This window comes from Micromonospora sp. NBC_00617 (assembly GCF_045161355.1).
GTDB lineage: Bacteria > Actinomycetota > Actinomycetes > Mycobacteriales > Micromonosporaceae > Micromonospora.
This window is the reverse complement of record NZ_CP107751.1, coordinates 5,700,569-5,716,538: the sequence shown is the minus strand read 5'-3', so window position 1 is coordinate 5,716,538 and position 15,970 is coordinate 5,700,569. Positions and strand designations below refer to the sequence as shown.

Here is a 15,970-nt window from a genome sequence, read left to right as displayed (position 1 = left end):
TACGCCGCCGGAGGAGCTGTGCAGAGCCGTAGCGAGGCGTCAGCGGTGGGCGGCGTCCCGCAGCGCCTCGCGTGCCTGCGCGTACGAGGCGAGCACGGTGCGCACCGGGGCGAGCACGTACTCGTTGCCCACGCTGGCCACCTGGACCGTCAGGCGCTGCTGTGCCCGGCTGCGGGCCCGCAGGGCCGCCCAGCGGATCACCGGGCGGGTCAGCGCCGCCACCAGCAGCCCGGCCAGCAGCCCGCCGAGCAGCAGCAGGGTGGGCAGCGGCACCTGGCCGACCATCGGGTTGTCCAGCGCCGGCAGGCCGAGCACCCGCAGCGCGTAGCCGAGCACCAGCCAGCCCAGCCCGACCAGGGCGGCGAGGGTGACCAGCCACTGCACCGCTCCGACGACCCGCCACCAGACGGGTCGCCGTTCCAGGCCGAGGTCGGTGCCGGCGATCGCGCGGTCCAGCGCGTCGGGCAGGTCACCCAGGCGGGACCGGGCGGCCCCGGTGACCACGGCGGGCCAGGCGGCGGGCAGGTGGGCGGCGGCGCGGTCGGCCACCGCGCGGATCGCCAGGCCGAGCGCCGACCGCTGGGCGGCGGTCGGGTCCGGTACCGAGGTCGCCGCGACCAGGCTCTCCGCCGGGTCGGCCGGATCGCCGGACGGGCCGGGCAGGTGCAGCCGGCGCAACGGGTCGGGCCGGAGTCGACGCCAGCCCCGCACCACCGGCCAGCCGGTGGCCGCGCCGGCCCGGTGCTGGTACGCCCGCTCCACCGCCTCGGCCACCGCCGGCACCCCGGCTGCCCCGGCCAGTGCCCGGTTCAGCCCGGCGACGGCCGCGTCGTCCGGCCCGGCGGCCGGCCGGGTCGAGCCGACCAGCTCGTCCAGCCCGGCGACGACCGAGTCGACGTCGCCGGCCAGCCGGCGCAGGGCGGCCTGCCGCTCGGCGACCGTCCGCTCCAGGGCGGTGCGCAGCCCGACCATCCCGGCCGGGTCGATGGCGGTGGTGGCCAGCAGCGGCACGCCGGTCAGCCCGTCGGAGTCGAGCAGCCGGCGCAGGTCGTCCAGGACCCGGGGCAGCTCGGCCTGGGGCAGCCGGTCGGCCTGGTTGAGCACGACGAGGGTGACGTCCCGGTGCCGGTGGAACTCGCGCAGGTAGCTGTCGTGGATCACCCGGTCGGCGTACTTCTGCGGGTCGACCACCCAGACCACCTGGTCGACCAGGCCGAGCAGCCGGTCCACCTCCAGCCGGTGGGACCGCTGCACCGAGTCGAAGTCGGGCAGGTCGAGCAGGATCAGCCCGTGCAGTGCCGTCTCGTCGTTTCCGTCGAGCGCGCTCTCGCGAACGAAGCGGTGCCGGGGCAGCACCCCGGTCCAGTCGAGCAGCCGGTTGGCGCCCTCCAGTGGCCCCCACACGCACGCGTGCGTCACGCCGGTGGTCGGCCGGCGGACCCCGACCGGGGAGAGTTTCAGCTGGGCCAGCGCGTTGAACAGGCTGGACTTGCCGCTGCCGGTGGCCCCGGCGAGGGCGACCACGGTGTGGTCGCGGGACAGCGCGAGCCGGGTGCCGGCCCGCTCGACGAGGGTGTGCGCGGGCACCAGGTCGGCGTCCGGCAGCAGGCCGTCGACGGCGGTCAGGAACCGGCGTACGGCGTCCAGGCGGGCGATCAGCGCGTCGGGGTCGACCCGCTGGTCACCGCGGAACGCCTCGCGTACCCGACCGGCGATGTTGGTCACCGCGAACCCTCCTCGTCGCCGACCGGCAGGGTGCCGTCGCCGGTGGCCAGGCCGCTGCGGTGCCGGGCCAGCTCGACCCGTCCGGCGGCCCGCCGCAGCGCGTCACCGGCCGCCTCGGCGGGTCGGGCTTCGGCGGTGCGGGCCAGGAAGCGCTCGGCCTCCGCGTCCAGCAGCGTCCGGACCCGCGCCACCAGGTCGACCCGGGCCTTGGCGGCGAGGGTACGCACCGCCTGGTCGCCGAAGATCGCCTGGAGGACCGCCTGCGCGGCGACCGTCGTGCCGGCCCCGGTGGCCACCTCCAGCCCGGTGGGGATGAACGCGGTCGAGGCGAACACGGCGATCATCACGGCCAGCCCGGTGGCGTTCACCGCGTACGCGGCGGTGCGGGCCACGAACCGCTTGTCGCCGCCCTCGACCCGGACCAGCTCCAGCACGCCGCGTTGCCAGTCCCGGACCATCCGTTCGGCGCGTTCGGGCAGGTCGTCGCTCGGGTGGGCGAGCCTCGGCTCCAGCAGGTCCGCTCCCGCCGGGTGTGCCTTCCACCCGGTGTACGCGGATTCGGCGGCCTCGGACGCGACGCCCCGCAGCAGGGTGACGAGCTGCGACTCGATGGCGTTGCGCAGCTCGGCGGCTGGCGCGGGCCGGCCGGTGACGGCGGCCACCACCCGGTCGCGGAGTCGCCCGATGCGGGCTTCCAGCGTGCGGAAGAACTCGCCGGTGCCGACGAACTCCTGCCAGCGGGCCAGCACCTCACCGCGGAGCAGTCGACCGTCCTGCAGGCCCTGCTCGACGGTCCGCTCGGCACCCCGGTACGCGGCCCGGACCCGTTCGTCCAGCCCGTCGGCGGCGGTGACCTGCTCGTCGGCCGCGTCGGCCAGCTCCTCGACGGCGGGGTGCAGGGCCGCCAGCGCGCCGTCCAGGGTCTGCCGGACCACCGCCGCGCGGGCGTCGGCGTCGGCGGCCAGCCGGGCGAACCAGTCGGCCAGCGGCGCCGTGACCCCCTCGGGCAGCAGCCCCTGACCGTCGACCCAGGTCTCCGGGAGGACGAACAGCGGCGCCCGGCCGAGATCCTGCGCGGCGAGCATCTCGGCCAGGTGCGCGGCGATCTCGTCGCTGGCCTCGGCGGGCACCCGGTCGAGCACCATGGCGATCACCGCGCCCCGGGCCCGCGCGCTGCGCAGCAGCTCCCACGGCACCGCGTCGGCGTACCGGGCGGCGGTGGTGACGAAGAGCCAGAGGTCGGCGGCGGCGAGCAGTTGGCTCGCGAGCGCCCGGTTGGCGTCGACGACGGAGTCGATGTCCGGTGCGTCGAGGAAGGCCAGACCCGGCGGCAGAGCGGGGGCGGTGACCAGGTGCAGGGAGCGTGGATCGTCGCTCGGCTCGGTGGTGCGGGTCAGCCCGGGCAGCAGGTCGCCCTGCCGGAACCAGGACGCGTCGGCGGGGTTGCAGACCAGCACCGGGGAGCGGGTGGTGGGCCGCAGCACACCGGCGGCGCTGACCCGGGCCTTGACCAGGCTGTTGACCAGGGTCGACTTGCCCGCGCCGGTGGAGCCGCCGACCACCACGAGCAGCGGGGCGTCCAGTCGGGCGAGTCGGGGCAGCAGGTAGTCGTCGAGCTGGTCGGTGAGGGCGCTCGCGGTGTGCCGGGCGGCCTTGGCGGAGGGCAGGGCGAGCGGATAACGGGTCGCGCCGATCGCGGCCCTCAGGCCCGACAGCGCGCCGGGGAGGCTGTCGTCCCCGGTGGTGGCGGGCGGCTCCTCCGCGGCGTCCGGCGGGCCGGTGCGGGCTGCGACGGCGGGCGCGCCGGAACGGGTGGCGGAATCGCCGTGCGTCGTCACCGCTAAAGCGTGCCCGACCGATGCAAGGGAAGACAACCGGACGGTAATAACGGCTGGGTTGCGTCGGGTCGGCTCAACTCGACTTGACGATTCGCCAGCGCGTGGCACTATTGAGTCAAGTTCACTCAACTTGTGGTGGGGTCCGCTGCGGGCGGTGCCCGCCGAGCAGTCGCGGGCGGTGCCCGCCACCTGCACAACCTTACGAAGCGAGGAAGCGAAGATGGCACGTGCGGTCGGTATCGACCTCGGCACGACGAACTCCTGCGTCAGCGTTCTCGAGGGCGGTGAGCCCACCGTCATCGCCAACGCTGAGGGCTCGCGGACGACCCCGTCGATCGTCGCGTTCGCCCGCAACGGCGAGGTGCTCGTCGGTGAGGTCGCCAAGCGCCAGGCGGTGACCAACCCGGACCGGACGATCCGCTCGGTCAAGCGCGAGGTCGGCACGAACTGGTCCGTCGACATCGACGGCAAGAAGTACACCCCGCAGGAGATCTCGGCCCGGACGCTGATGAAGCTCAAGCGGGACGCCGAGGCGTACCTGGGCGAGCAGATCACCGACGCGGTGATCACCGTTCCGGCCTACTTCAACGACAGCCAGCGTCAGGCCACCAAGGAGGCCGGTGAGATCGCCGGCTTCAACGTGCTGCGGATCGTCAACGAGCCGACCGCGGCAGCCCTGGCGTACGGGTTGGACAAGGGCTCCAAGGAGCAGACCGTCCTGGTCTTCGACCTCGGTGGCGGCACCTTCGACGTCTCCCTGCTGGAGCTGGCCGAGGGTGTCGTGGAGGTCAAGTCGACCAGCGGTGACAACCAGCTCGGTGGCGACGACTGGGACCAGCGGATCATCGACCATCTGGTCAAGACGTTCCGTGGTGAGCACGGCATCGACCTCGGCCAGGACAAGATGGCCCTCCAGCGCCTCCGTGAGGCCGCCGAGAAGGCCAAGATCGAGCTGTCCGCCGCCACCACGACCAACATCAACCTGCCGTACATCACCGCCGGCGCGGCCGGCCCGCTGCACCTCGACGTGTCGCTGAGCCGCGCCGAGTTCCAGCGGATGACGCAGGACCTGCTGGACCGCTGCAAGGGCCCGTTCGAGCAGGCCGTGAAGGACGCCGGGATCAAGATCTCGGACGTCGAGCACGTCATCCTCGTCGGTGGCTCGACCCGGATGCCCGCCGTGACCGACCTGGTCAACCAGCTCACCGGCCGCGACCCCAACAAGGGCGTCAACCCGGACGAGGTCGTCGCCGTCGGCGCCGCCCTCCAGGCCGGTGTGCTCAAGGGTGAGGTCAAGGACGTCCTGCTGCTGGACGTGACCCCGCTGAGCCTGGGCATCGAGACCAAGGGCGGCATCTTCACCAAGCTCATCGAGCGCAACACCACCATCCCGACCAAGCGCTCCGAGGTCTTCACCACGGCGGACGACAACCAGCCGTCGGTGCTGATCCAGGTGTTCCAGGGTGAGCGGGAGATCGCGGCCTACAACAAGAAGCTCGGCACCTTCGAGCTGACCGGCCTCCCGCCGGCGCCGCGCGGTGTGCCGCAGATCGAGGTCGCGTTCGACATCGACGCCAACGGCATCGTCAACGTGCACGCCAAGGACCTGGGCACCGGCAAGGAACAGAAGATGACGATCACCGGCGGCTCGTCGCTGCCGAAGGACGACATCGAGCGGATGCGCCGGGACGCCGAGGAGCACGCGGAGGAGGACAAGCGCCGCCGCGACGACGCCGAGACCCGCAACGTGGCCGAGGCGCTCCAGTGGCAGACCGAGAAGTTCCTCGCCGAGAGCGGCGACAAGCTGCCCAGCGAGAACCGGGAGCAGCTCAACGAGGCGCTCGGTGAGCTGCGGGGCGCTCTCGGTGGCCAGGACATCGAGAAGGTCAAGTCCGCCCACGAGAAGCTGGCGCAGGTCTCCCAGCAGGCTGGTTCGCTGCTCTACGCCCAGCAGGCCGAGCAGGGCCAGCAGCCGGGCGGCGAGGCCGGCCCGGGTGCGACCGGTGCGACCGGTCCGCAGGCCGGCGCCGCCGGCGCCGCCGGTGGCGCGGACGACGTGGTCGACGCGGAGATCGTGGACGAGGACGGCAAGAAGTGACCAACGACCTCCGACACGTATCCACGGCGAAGGGATGAGGTAGCCGCATGACGCAGAAGCCACGAGCCGCCGACCCGGGCGACACCGGGTCGACGCCGGGTGGCTCCGCGCCCACGGAGCCGGACACCGGTGCCGAGGAGCGGGTCGTCATCCGCAACAACCGCAAGCTCACCGACACGTCGGAGCCGGAGGGCACCGCCGCGGACGCGGGCAGCGACGTACCGGCCGAGGGCCTGGTCGAGGACGCCGAGATCGTGGTCGACGAGATCGAGGTCGAGGTCAACGCCACCGACGGGCCGGAGCCGTCCGGCCCGCCGGTGGTGGACGCCCCGGCGCAGCCGGCCGACGGCGGTGGTGTCGGCACGTCGCTCGGCGCCGAGCTGGAGGCGCTCCGGGCCGAGCTGGACGAGCGGACCAGGGACCTCCAGCGGGTGTCGGCGGAGTACGCCAACTACCGCAAGCGGGTCGACCGGGACCGCGGCCTGGTGCAGGAGCAGGCGACCGGCTCGGTGCTGGCCGCGCTGCTGCCGATCCTCGACGACCTGGACCGGGCCCGGGAACACGGCGACCTGGTCGGGCCGTTCGGAACGATGGCGGAACAGCTCACCACCGCGCTGGGCAAGTTCGGCCTGAACGCCTTCGGCGAGCAGGGCGACCCGTTCGACCCGACCCGGCACGAGGCGGTCGCGCACCAGACCTCGGCCGAGGTCAGCGAGCCGACCTGCGTGCAGGTCATGCGACGCGGCTACCAGCTCGGTGAGCGGCTGCTGCGCCCCGCGCTGGTCGCGGTCGCGGATCCGGAATAGTGCGAGACAGTGACCGGGCCGTCCCGTCCCCCGCACAGCGGTGGACGGGACGGCCGGGCCACGACGCTCGGAAGGGGGTGGTGGACCGGTGAGTTCGAAGGACTGGCTCGAGAAGGACTTCTACGCCGTGCTCGGCGTGGACAAGGCCGCCTCCGCGGATGACATCAAGAAGGCGTACCGCAAGCTGGCCCGGGAATCGCATCCGGACCACAATCCGGGCGACCCGAAGGCCGAGGAGCGGTTCAAGGCCGTGTCCGAGGCGTACAACGTGCTGTCGGACGCCGGCCGTCGCCGGGAGTACGACGAGATGCGGTCGCTGTTCAGTTCGGGCGCGTTCCGGCGCAATGCCCGGGCGGGCGGCCAGCCGGGCGGGATGCCGTTCGACGTCTCCGACCTGTTCGGTGGTGCCGCCGGTGGTGGTGGTGACCGCCGCTTCGGCGGGGCCGGCTTCCAGGACCTGTTCAGCTCGATCTTCTCGGGCGGGCAGGCCGGTGGGCAGGCCGGTCCGCGTGGGCCCGCGCGCGGCCGGGACGTGGAGACCGAGGTGGCTCTGGACTTCGGCGACGCGGTGCGCGGGGTGACCCTGCCGCTGACGTTGCGCGCCCCCGGCGTCTGCGACACCTGCCACGGCAACGGCGCCAAGCCCGGCACCCAGCCGCGTACCTGTCCGGTCTGTCACGGCGCCGGGGTCACGACCCGCAACCAGGGGTCGTTCAGCTTCTCCGAGCCGTGCGGCAACTGCCAGGGCGTCGGCACGGTGGTGGAGGAGAAGTGCCCGGAGTGCCAGGGCAGCGGCGGGGTCACCAAGACTCGCACGATGAACGTGCGCTTTCCGGCCGGTGTGGCCGACGGCCAGCGCATCAGGCTGGCCGGGCGCGGTGAGCCCGGTGAGCGTGGTGGCCCGGCCGGCGACCTGTTCGTGCACGTCAAGGTCCGGCCGGACGAGCTGTTCGGGCGTACCGGAGACGACCTGACGTTGACCGTGCCGGTGACCTTCGCGGAGGCCGTGCTCGGCACGGACCTGCGGGTGCCCACGCTCGACGGCGCGGTGACGCTGCGGGTTCCGCCTGGCACGCCCAGCGGGCGGGTGCTGCGGGCCCGGGGCAAGGGTGTGGTCCGTCGCGACGGGCAGGCGGGTGACCTGCTGGTCACCCTGGACGTGGTGGTGCCGGCCCGGCTGTCGGACGAGGCGCGGGCGGCGCTGGAGGCGTTCGCCGAGCAGAGCCCGCCGGCGGCGCGGGAACATCTCGACGCCCGGGTGCGTCGGGTCGGTTAGTCCGGTGGGATGGACGCGGAGGTGAGCGGGATGTCGGGCGAGTTCCTCGGTTCGGGTGACCCTGCCTACGAGGCCAAGGTGCTCATGATCTCGGTGGCGGCACGGATGGCGGGGATGCATCCGCAGACCCTGCGCCAGTACGACCGGCTGGGGCTGGTGCAGCCCGGCCGGGCTGCCGGCGGTGGCCGTCGGTACAGCGTCCGGGACGTGGTGCTGCTGCGCGAGGTGCAGCGGCTCAGCCAGGACGACGGGATCAACCTGGCCGGCGTCAAGCGGATCATCGGGCTGGAGCGGTTGCTGGAGCAGGCGCAGCAGCGGGTCGCACGGCTGGAGGCGGAGCTGGACGCCGCGTACCGCCGGGTGGCTGAGCTGGAGTCGCTGGCCCGCTTCCCGGGCCAGGATCTGGTGCCGACCAACCGCACGTCCACCGCGCTGGTGGTCTGGCGTCCCCGCCGTACACCCGACCGCTGAACCTGCTTCTCGGCCTGGCCCGCGCCGGATTTTCCGGCGCGGGCCGGGCCGTTTCCGTTAGCCTGTCGATACGGGTCCTATCGCCTTAATTCGGGCCTAATCGGCGGCGGTTGGGGGAGCCATGACGGAGCCGGCGAAGAGCGTCGCTCAGCAGACGGAGGAGCGGTTGGAAAGTCTGGCCGACACCGTCCGGGAGAAGTTCGACAAGGTGACCGAGGGAAGTTTCCGGGACCGGATCAGCCAGGGGCGGTTCGCCGAGCAGGGCGACCAAGCCCAACCACAGCCGGACCGCAAGCGCGACTGAACCGGTAACCGACGCGCGGGCCGGGACCCACGGGGGGTCCCGGCCCGTTCGGCACGCCCATTCCGCGCCGATCTTGCACTTTCGGGCAGCGAAACGCCCTACTTTGCGTAATAAGTCGGCGCAGAAAGTGCAAGATCGGCGCAACGGGGGGCTGGCTCAGCCGAGGCGGCGGTTTTCGCGGACCAGGCCGCCCTCGCACCAGTCCCGGTAGACGAAGAGATCCGGCCGGGCCAGCAGGACGCGGCCGTTGTGCGCCCAGATCTTCATCAGCTCATCGCCATCGCGCTCGGCCTGCTCGACCAGCTTGCGGAAGCGGCGCTTGGGGTGGGCACGGAAGTTCGTCCGAATGCCGTCCGCGGCGTAGATGTAGAGGCAGTGCAGCGCGAAGCGCCGCGCGGGGCAGGTCGGATCCATCGCCAGCTCGAAGAGCGTCAGCACCAGGCGGTCGCCGGAGACCAAAAGGTCCCAGTCGGGTGGCATGGAGGACAACGGCACCGAATCGGGCTGGTACGCCCAGGCTCGCAACTCCGCCGGCGTTGGATCGACGGGGTTGGCAAAGCCGTGGAACGTCGACTCCTGCACGCTCACCGGCCAACCTTCCGCTCTCGCCCGCGTCTGGCAACGCTGCCTGCGGACCGTGGCTGCTGGGGCGAAACGGTAACCCGCCGCCGGGTGCTGCGGTAGTACCCGCAGGGAGCAATTCGGCATCCGTCGGCCGGCCCGGCCCGAAGGCCGTTCGGGTGTCCTGGCCGGCGCCGCTGCCACGCCCACAAGGGCGCGACAGCGGCGGTGGGCGTCAGTCGTGGACCGGCACCGGCTTTCGCCGCTGGGCTGCCGCGCGGTTGCGCAACCACCGCTTGAACCACGGGAAGTCGGGCAGTCGAGCCAGGATCGGCCCGGTCACCACGGTGATCAGGACGTACGTCGCGGCGAGCGCGGCCAATCGCGGCTCGACGCTGCCGGCCGCCACCGCGAGCCCGGCGATGACGATCGAGAACTCTCCGCGGGGTACGAGGGCCAGGCCGGCTCGCCAGCGACCGGGTTCGGCGATGCCGACGCGGCGGGCCGCGAGGTAGCCGGTCAGCGTCTTCGTCGCCATGGTGACCACGGCCAGCGCGAGCGCCGGCAGCAGCACCGGCGGGATCTCCCGTGGGTCGGTGACCAGACCGAAGAAGACGAAGAACACCGCGGCGAACAGATCCCGCAGTGGCGTTAGCAGTTCGGTGGCGTGGTGGGCCACCGGACCGGAGAGCGCGATGCCGACCAGGAACGCGCCGACCGCCGCCGACACCTGCAGCTTCGCCGCGATGCCCGCGATCAGCAGGGTCAGGCCGAGTACGCCGAGCAGCAGCGCCTCCGGGTCCTTCGCGGACAGGGCGGACGAGATGAGGTGGCCGTACCGGATGGCGACCACCAGCACGAGCAGCACCGTGGCCACCGCGACGGTGAGCGCGATCCCGCCGCCGAGCAGGCCCGTGCCGGCCAGCACAGCGGTGACCAGCGGCAGGTAGAGGGCCATCGCCAGGTCCTCGATCACCAGCACCGAGAGGATCACCGGGGTTTCCCGGTTACCGAGTCGCCCCAGGTCCGCGAGGACCTTGGCGATCACTCCGGACGAGGAGACCCAGGTGATACCGCCGAGCACCAGGGCGGCCACCCAGTCCCAGCCGAGCAGCAGGGCGAAGATGGCGCCGGGTAGCGCGTTGAGGACCCCGTCGATCAGACCGGCCGGTGCCGCCGAGCGGAGGTTGCCGACGAGCTCGTTGGCCGAGTACTCCAGACCGAGCATCACCAGCAGCAGGATGACGCCGATCTCGGCGCCGACCGCGAAGAACTCCTCGCTGGCGGCGAGCGGAAGCAGCCCACCGCGCCCGAAGGCGAGCCCGGCCAGCAGGTAGAGGGGGATGGGCGAGAGGCCGACCCGGCGGCTGAGTCGGCCGAGGAGCCCGAGTAGCAGCAGCAGTGCGCCGACTTCGACGAGCAGTGTGGTGGATTCGTGCATCCGCCTCAGCCGTCCGGGTCACTGTCGGCGAGGATGGCGGACACGCCGTCGAGACCCTGACGGGTCCCCACGACGACCACCACGTCACCGGCCGCGAAGCGGAAGGAGGGCTCGGGCGACACGTTCACAGTGCCATCGCGCAGCACCGCCACGATCGAGGCGCTGGTGCGGGTGCGAGCCTTGGTGTCGCCGAGCATCCGGTTGACGTACCGCGAACCGGCCGGGATGGCGATCTGCTCGGTGAGCAGACCGGCAGCCTGCTCGCGCAGCCCGGAGAGCTGGCCGAGCATCAGCGACGCGCCGAGGATGTCGGCCAGCGCCTCCGCCTCGTCGTCGGTCAGCGGGATGTCCGCCTGGCAGGAGTCGGGATCGTCGGGATCGTAGAAGACAAGATCACGGCGGCCATTGCGGTGGGAGACCACGCCCAGGCGGCGTCCGGACTCCGTCACCAGATCGTGGCGTACCCCGATCCCCGGTAGGGCGGTCTGCTCGACACGTACTCGCACCCGCCCAGGCTACCGCCTGGTTAACCGAAGGCAGATCTTGGAAGCCACTCCCGCGCCCGACCATGATCAACACGAGATCGCCGATATCGCGGTATCCGGGGCGGCGGGACACCCCCAGTTCAGCGATCCCGTGTCGATCTAGAGCGCGCGGCCGCGATTCGGGAGGTCTACGGCTTCCCTGCCACGAGCACGCCACGACAGTAGTAGACCGGAACGGTCCGTTCCGTCGCTATCCTCTGGTCATGTCGACGACGTCCCCCAAGGCCCTGGCCGGCCGCCGCGCTCAGGCCGCCCGCAACGACGAGGTGATCCTCGAAGCCGCCCGCGCGGTCTTCCTCGACGACCCGAAGGCGCCGATCGCCGCCGTCGCGGACCGCGCGGGCGTCGGCATCAGCGCGCTCTATCGGCGGTACGCGGGCAAGGAGGCCCTGCTGCGCCAGCTCTGTCACGACGGGTTGCGCCGCTACATCGCCGTGGCCGAGGAGGCGCTCGCCGAGCCGGACGACTGGACCGCGTTCGCCGGGTTCCTCGCCGCGGTGGTCGACGCCGACGTGCACTTGCTCACCGTCCATTTGGCCGGCGCCTTCGCGCCGACCGAGGAGATGGGCCGGGACGCGCTGCGCGCCAGCGAGCTGGCCACCGCACTCGTCGAGCGGGCGCACGCCAGTGGGCGACTGCGCCCCGACGTGGTCGTACAGGACCTGGGGCTGGTGCTGGAGGCGTGCGCGGCGGTGCGCGTACCCGATGCGGAGCGGACCGGTCAGCTGCGCCGCCGGCAGCTCGCGGTGCTGATCGGCGGCCTGTCGACGACGCCGGACTCCGACCCGCTGCCCGGCCCGCCCCCGGCGGCCGGGGAGTTCGACTGGCGGTGGCGGCTCCGGGAGTGATGGCCGTCACAGCGGTAAGGTTGAGCGGAATACGCTCAACTCTGGTTGTGTCCAACCCAGTGGACAACGCCGATCCGGGGGAGCCCATGAACACCGAAAAACTCACCACCAAGAGCCGCGAAGCCATCACCGGCGCCGTCGCGCTGGCCAACCAGCGTGGCCACGCCACCGTCGAGCCCTGGCACCTCCTGCTGTCCCTGCTGGACACCGACGGCTCGACGGCCGCCGGCCTGCTGCGCGCCGTCGGGGCCGACCCCGCCGAGCTGCGCCGGGCCGCCCAGCGGGCGGTCGACGCCCTGCCGGCCGCGCGGGGCTCCAGCATCGCCGAGCCCACGCTGGCCCGGGAGTTCGTCAACGCCATCGGCGCCGCCGAGCAGATCGCCCGGCCGCTGGGCGACGAGTACACCTCCACCGAGCACCTGCTCGCCGGCCTGGCCCGGGTGGGCGGCGTGGTGTCCGACTCGCTGAAGTCGGCCGGCGCCACCGAGGAAGCCCTGGTCGCCGCCTTCCCGACCGTCCGGGGCGGAGACCGGCGGGTCACCACCGCCGACCCGGAGCAGACCTACCAGGCCCTGCGCAAGTACGGCGTCGACCTGACCGCCAGCGCTCGCGACGGCAAGATCGACCCGGTGATCGGCCGGGACTCCGAGATCCGCCGGGTCATCCAGGTGCTCTCCCGGCGTACGAAGAACAACCCGGTGCTGATCGGCGAGCCCGGCGTCGGCAAGACCGCCATCGTCGAGGGCCTGGCCCAGCGGATCGTGGCCGGCGACGTCCCCGAATCGCTCCGTGACAAGAAGCTGGTCTCGCTGGACCTCGGCGCGATGGTCGCCGGCGCCCAGTACCGTGGCCAGTTCGAGGAGCGGCTGAAGTCCGTCCTGGAGGAGATCAAAAACTCCGACGGGCAGGTCATCACGTTCCTCGACGAGCTGCACACCGTCGTCGGCGCCGGCAAGGGCGAGGGCTCGATGGACGCCGGCAACATGCTCAAGCCGATGCTGGCCCGCGGTGAGCTGCGGATGGTCGGCGCCACCACGCTGGACGAGTACCGCGAGCACATCGAGAAGGACCCCGCGCTGGAGCGGCGCTTCCAGCCGGTGCTGGTCGGCGAGCCGACGATCGAGGACACCATCGGCATCCTGCGTGGGCTCAAGGAGCGCTACGAGGTGCACCACGGCGTCCGGATCACCGACGCCGCGCTGGTCGCCGCCGCGACGCTCTCCGACCGGTACATCACCGACCGGTTCCTGCCGGACAAGGCGATCGACCTGGTCGACGAGTCCGCGTCCCGACTGCGGATGGAGATCGACTCCCGCCCGGTCGAGGTGGACGAGATCGAGCGGGCGGTCCGCCGGCTGGAGATCGAGGAGATGGCGCTGGCCAAGGAGCCGGACGCTGCGTCCGCCGAGCGCCTGGAGCGGCTGCGTCAGGAGTTGGCCGACAAGCGCGAACAGCTCACCGTGCTCTCCGAGCGGTGGCAGACCGAGAAGAGCCACATCACCAAGCTCTCCACCGCCAAGGAGGAGTTGGAGCGCCTGGGCGGCGAGGCCGAGCGGGCCGAACGCGACGGTGAGTTGGAGCGCGCCGCCGAGCTGCGCTACGGCCGCATCCCCGCCCTCAAGGTGGAGCTGACGCAGGCCGCTGAGGAACTGGCCCGACTCCAGGCCGACGGGGCGATGCTCAAGGAGGAGGTCGGCGCGGACGACATCGCCTCGGTGGTCGCCTCCTGGACGGGCATCCCGGCGGGCCGGCTGCTGGAGGGCGAGACGGCCAAGCTGCTGCGGATGGAGGAGTCGCTGGGCAGTCGGGTCGTCGGCCAGGCCGAGGCGGTCGGTGCGGTCTCCGACGCGGTCCGCCGCGCACGGGCCGGCGTCGCCGACCCCGACCGGCCGACGGGCAGTTTCCTCTTCCTCGGGCCGACCGGTGTCGGCAAGACCGAACTGGCGAAGGCGCTCGCCGAGTTCCTCTTCGACGACGAGCGGGCCATGGTCCGCATCGACATGAGCGAGTACGGCGAGAAGCACTCCGTCGCCCGCCTGGTCGGTGCCCCGCCCGGATACGTCGGCTACGAGGAGGGTGGGCAGCTCACCGAGGCGGTGCGCCGCCGCCCGTACTCGGTGATCCTGCTGGACGAGGTGGAGAAGGCCCACCCGGATGTCTTCGACGTGCTGCTCCAGGTGCTCGACGACGGTCGACTCACCGATGGTCAGGGCCGCACGGTGGACTTCCGCAACGCGATCCTGATCCTCACCTCCAACCTCGGGTCGTCGGTGATCGGCGACCTGACGTTGGCCGAGGAGCAGCGCCGGGAGGGCGTCCTCGCCGTGGTCCGGTCGCACTTCAAGCCCGAGTTCCTCAACCGGCTGGACGACATCGTGGTCTTCGCCGCGCTGCGCGGGGACGATCTGCGCTCGATCGTGGACATCCAGCTGGACCGGATGCGAAACCGTCTTGCGGACCGCCGATTGGCACTGGACGTCACCGAGTCCGCCCGTGGGTGGCTGGCCGAGCATGGCTACGACCCGATCTACGGCGCCCGCCCGCTGCGCCGCCTGGTCCAGACCGCCATCGGCGACCAACTGGCCAAGGCCCTGTTGAGCGGATCAATCCGAGACGGCAACACGGTAAAGGTGGACCAAACCCCCGGAACAAACTCCCTGACGGTAACCCCAGCCTGACCCCCGCCCGACCCCAGCCTGCGGTGATCAAGAGGTTTGCGTCATCGGGACGTCTTCTCATGACGCAAACCTCTTGATCAACAGGGTGAGAGGTGGGCGGGGAGGGAAAGGGTTGGGGCATGTTCGGGATGCGTAAGGCTTGGGAGCGGGAACTCGGTGCGGCGGTGGACGAGTTGGTCGCCGCCGACACGCTTGCTTTCGGTGGGGTGGGGATCGCCGGTGCGACCCTGCCGGTGACCGAGGCGTACCAGCGCGTCGAGGCCGCGCTCGACGACCACCCCGAGGAGGTACGCCGGCAGCTCGACCGGCTGCTCGCCGAGGGTTCACCCGCCGGCCGGGCGTACGCGGCGACGCTGCTGGAGCGCGTCGACCCGGCGGCGGCCCGAGCGGCGTGGACGTCGCTGCGGGACGACCCCACCGAGTTCACCACCTTCGTCGGGTGCGTCATGGGGCGCTCCACCCTCGGCGACTACGCCACCCAGCGGCTCGCGGCGGCGTGACCCGGCCGCCGCGCCGGCCGCTCGCGCACCCCCCGACACCGACCGCTGGCCGGCCCGGCACGGGAGAGCGACGCCCATCCGGGCATCCACGATGACCACGGCCGGCGACACCCCGGCCGCTCTCGGTAGCTGAGCTTTCGGTCACGACGCGACTCAATTCGGTGCGCGAGGTTGTTACCGTTCGCGCCGACGTACCTGGGGAGGTGGTCGGGTGGACGGGTCGCTGGCGTACCTGGTGGCGGCGGTGGTCGTACTCATCGTGGTCGTGCTCGTGATCGTCGTGCGGGCCCGCCGGCGGGCCGCGGCCCGGCCCACCGGCGTGCCGCCGGCCGCCCGGCCCACCCTCGACGGCGCCCACCGTCTGGCGCCGGGTGATCGCGTGCGGATCGGCCAGCGGGAGTACGTCGTGAGCGGCACCATCCGCCTGGTCGAGGGGGACTGGAGCTGGGTGCAGCACCTCCTCGACGACGCCTCCGGCACGCCACACCGGCTCTCCGTGGAGGGCGACGGCGACCCCGAACTGGAACTGGTGCTCTGGACCGCCCAACCCGGCGCTACCGTCACCCCCGGCGCCCCGACCATCGACCTCGGCGGGCTGCGCTACACCTGGGCCGAGACCGGGCAGGCCCGCTACACCGCCACCGGCGAGACCGGCCTGCCGTCGGCCGGGACGATGCGCTACCACGACTACCAGTCGGGCCCGAACGCCCGGCTCTCCTTCGAGGCGTACGGTGAAGAGGGCTGGCGGGTCGCCCGCGGCGACCTGCTCGACCCCGCCGACCTGGCGATCCGACCCACCGGCGACGGGCGCTGAGCGACCCGACGCGCCCACCGCATCCGGCACGGTTCGCCGGAGTGGCCGGTTGCCGATACGGTGTG

At 72.3% G+C, this 15,970-nt stretch carries 14 protein-coding genes; 9 read left to right on the top strand and 5 right to left on the bottom strand.

Going from position 1 to position 15,970, the window contains the following annotated elements; all coding sequences use genetic code 11:
* Positions 1 to 39: 39 nt before the first annotated feature.
* Both OG505_RS26340 and OG505_RS26335 read right to left on the bottom strand, forming a co-directional pair.
* Entirely contained in the window at positions 40 to 1,725 is a 1,686-nt protein-coding gene (locus OG505_RS26340) for a GTPase (protein WP_405428546.1), read from the bottom strand.
* Positions 1,722 to 3,563, bottom strand: coding sequence for an ABC transporter (locus OG505_RS26335; protein WP_405428544.1), 1,842 nt, complete (start codon positions 3,561 to 3,563; stop codon positions 1,722 to 1,724). The genes OG505_RS26340 and OG505_RS26335 overlap by 4 nt, the downstream gene beginning before the upstream one ends.
* A 220-nt stretch (positions 3,564 to 3,783) precedes the next feature.
* Here OG505_RS26335 and dnaK point away from each other — a divergent pair, with 220 nt between their 5' ends.
* From dnaK to OG505_RS26310, 5 genes are all read left to right on the top strand, one after another.
* Complete coding sequence (gene dnaK / locus OG505_RS26330) at positions 3,784 to 5,661, top strand: molecular chaperone DnaK (RefSeq protein WP_405428542.1); 1,878 nt, start codon at positions 3,784 to 3,786, stop codon at positions 5,659 to 5,661.
* Between the two features lie 47 nt (positions 5,662 to 5,708).
* Entirely contained in the window at positions 5,709 to 6,467 is a 759-nt protein-coding gene (grpE, locus tag OG505_RS26325; RefSeq protein WP_405428540.1) for a nucleotide exchange factor GrpE, read from the top strand.
* 88 nt (positions 6,468 to 6,555) lie between these two features.
* On the top strand, positions 6,556 to 7,743 hold the full coding sequence (dnaJ, locus tag OG505_RS26320) for a molecular chaperone DnaJ (protein WP_405428538.1): 1,188 nt from the start codon (positions 6,556 to 6,558) through the stop codon (positions 7,741 to 7,743).
* A 30-nt stretch (positions 7,744 to 7,773) separates the two neighbouring features.
* Positions 7,774 to 8,214 carry a heat shock protein transcriptional repressor HspR gene (locus OG505_RS26315; RefSeq protein WP_234583207.1) on the top strand — a complete coding sequence of 147 codons (441 nt, stop codon included), beginning with the start codon at positions 7,774 to 7,776 and terminating at the stop codon, positions 8,212 to 8,214.
* Positions 8,215 to 8,335: 121 nt separating this feature from the next.
* Positions 8,336 to 8,518 carry a hypothetical protein gene (locus OG505_RS26310; RefSeq protein ID WP_405428535.1) on the top strand — a complete coding sequence of 61 codons (183 nt, stop codon included), beginning with the start codon at positions 8,336 to 8,338 and terminating at the stop codon, positions 8,516 to 8,518.
* Positions 8,519 to 8,674: 156 nt separating this feature from the next.
* Here the strand turns inward: OG505_RS26310 and OG505_RS26305 are convergent, their stop codons facing one another.
* The 3 genes from OG505_RS26305 to OG505_RS26295 all read right to left on the bottom strand — a co-directional run bounded on the left by OG505_RS26305 (position 8,675) and on the right by OG505_RS26295 (position 11,026).
* On the bottom strand, positions 8,675 to 9,106 hold the full coding sequence (locus OG505_RS26305; protein WP_405428533.1) for a hypothetical protein: 432 nt from the start codon (positions 9,104 to 9,106) through the stop codon (positions 8,675 to 8,677).
* Positions 9,107 to 9,314: 208 nt separating this feature from the next.
* On the bottom strand, positions 9,315 to 10,520 hold the full coding sequence (locus OG505_RS26300) for a cation:proton antiporter (protein WP_405428531.1): 1,206 nt from the start codon (positions 10,518 to 10,520) through the stop codon (positions 9,315 to 9,317).
* Positions 10,521 to 10,525: 5 nt separating this feature from the next.
* On the bottom strand, positions 10,526 to 11,026 hold the full coding sequence (locus tag OG505_RS26295; protein WP_405428529.1) for a cation:proton antiporter regulatory subunit: 501 nt from the start codon (positions 11,024 to 11,026) through the stop codon (positions 10,526 to 10,528).
* Positions 11,027 to 11,268: 242 nt separating this feature from the next.
* Between OG505_RS26295 and OG505_RS26290 the strand changes: the two genes are divergently transcribed.
* The 4 genes from OG505_RS26290 (at position 11,269) to OG505_RS26275 (ending at position 15,905) form a co-directional block, all read left to right on the top strand.
* A complete protein-coding gene (locus tag OG505_RS26290) occupies positions 11,269 to 11,913 on the top strand; it encodes a TetR/AcrR family transcriptional regulator (protein ID WP_405428527.1) in 645 nt (214 codons plus the stop codon).
* Positions 11,914 to 11,999: 86 nt separating this feature from the next.
* The gene (gene clpB / locus OG505_RS26285; RefSeq protein WP_405428525.1) at positions 12,000 to 14,591 is read left to right on the top strand and encodes an ATP-dependent chaperone ClpB; all 2,592 of its coding nucleotides are present in this window, start codon (positions 12,000 to 12,002) and stop codon (positions 14,589 to 14,591) included.
* 119 nt (positions 14,592 to 14,710) lie between these two features.
* Positions 14,711 to 15,091, top strand: a complete 381-nt coding sequence (locus tag OG505_RS26280) for a hypothetical protein (protein WP_405428523.1) — start codon at positions 14,711 to 14,713, stop codon at positions 15,089 to 15,091.
* 211 nt (positions 15,092 to 15,302) lie between these two features.
* Entirely contained in the window at positions 15,303 to 15,905 is a 603-nt protein-coding gene (locus OG505_RS26275; RefSeq protein WP_405428521.1) for a DUF4178 domain-containing protein, read from the top strand.
* Positions 15,906 to 15,970: the final 65 nt, after the last annotated feature.

Coding starts and splice junctions, on each gene's coding strand:
- dnaK (WP_405428542.1), top strand. CDS start 3,784: ATGGCACGTGCGGTCGGTATCGACCTCGGCACGACGAACTCCTGCGTC.
- grpE (WP_405428540.1), top strand. CDS start 5,709: ATGACGCAGAAGCCACGAGCCGCCGACCCGGGCGACACCGGGTCGACG.
- OG505_RS26315 (WP_234583207.1), top strand. CDS start 7,774: ATGTCGGGCGAGTTCCTCGGTTCGGGTGACCCTGCCTACGAGGCCAAG.
- OG505_RS26310 (WP_405428535.1), top strand. CDS start 8,336: ATGACGGAGCCGGCGAAGAGCGTCGCTCAGCAGACGGAGGAGCGGTTG.
- OG505_RS26300 (WP_405428531.1), bottom strand. CDS start 10,520: ATGCACGAATCCACCACACTGCTCGTCGAAGTCGGCGCACTGCTGCTG.
- OG505_RS26290 (WP_405428527.1), top strand. CDS start 11,269: ATGTCGACGACGTCCCCCAAGGCCCTGGCCGGCCGCCGCGCTCAGGCC.
- clpB (WP_405428525.1), top strand. CDS start 12,000: ATGAACACCGAAAAACTCACCACCAAGAGCCGCGAAGCCATCACCGGC.
- OG505_RS26280 (WP_405428523.1), top strand. CDS start 14,711: ATGTTCGGGATGCGTAAGGCTTGGGAGCGGGAACTCGGTGCGGCGGTG.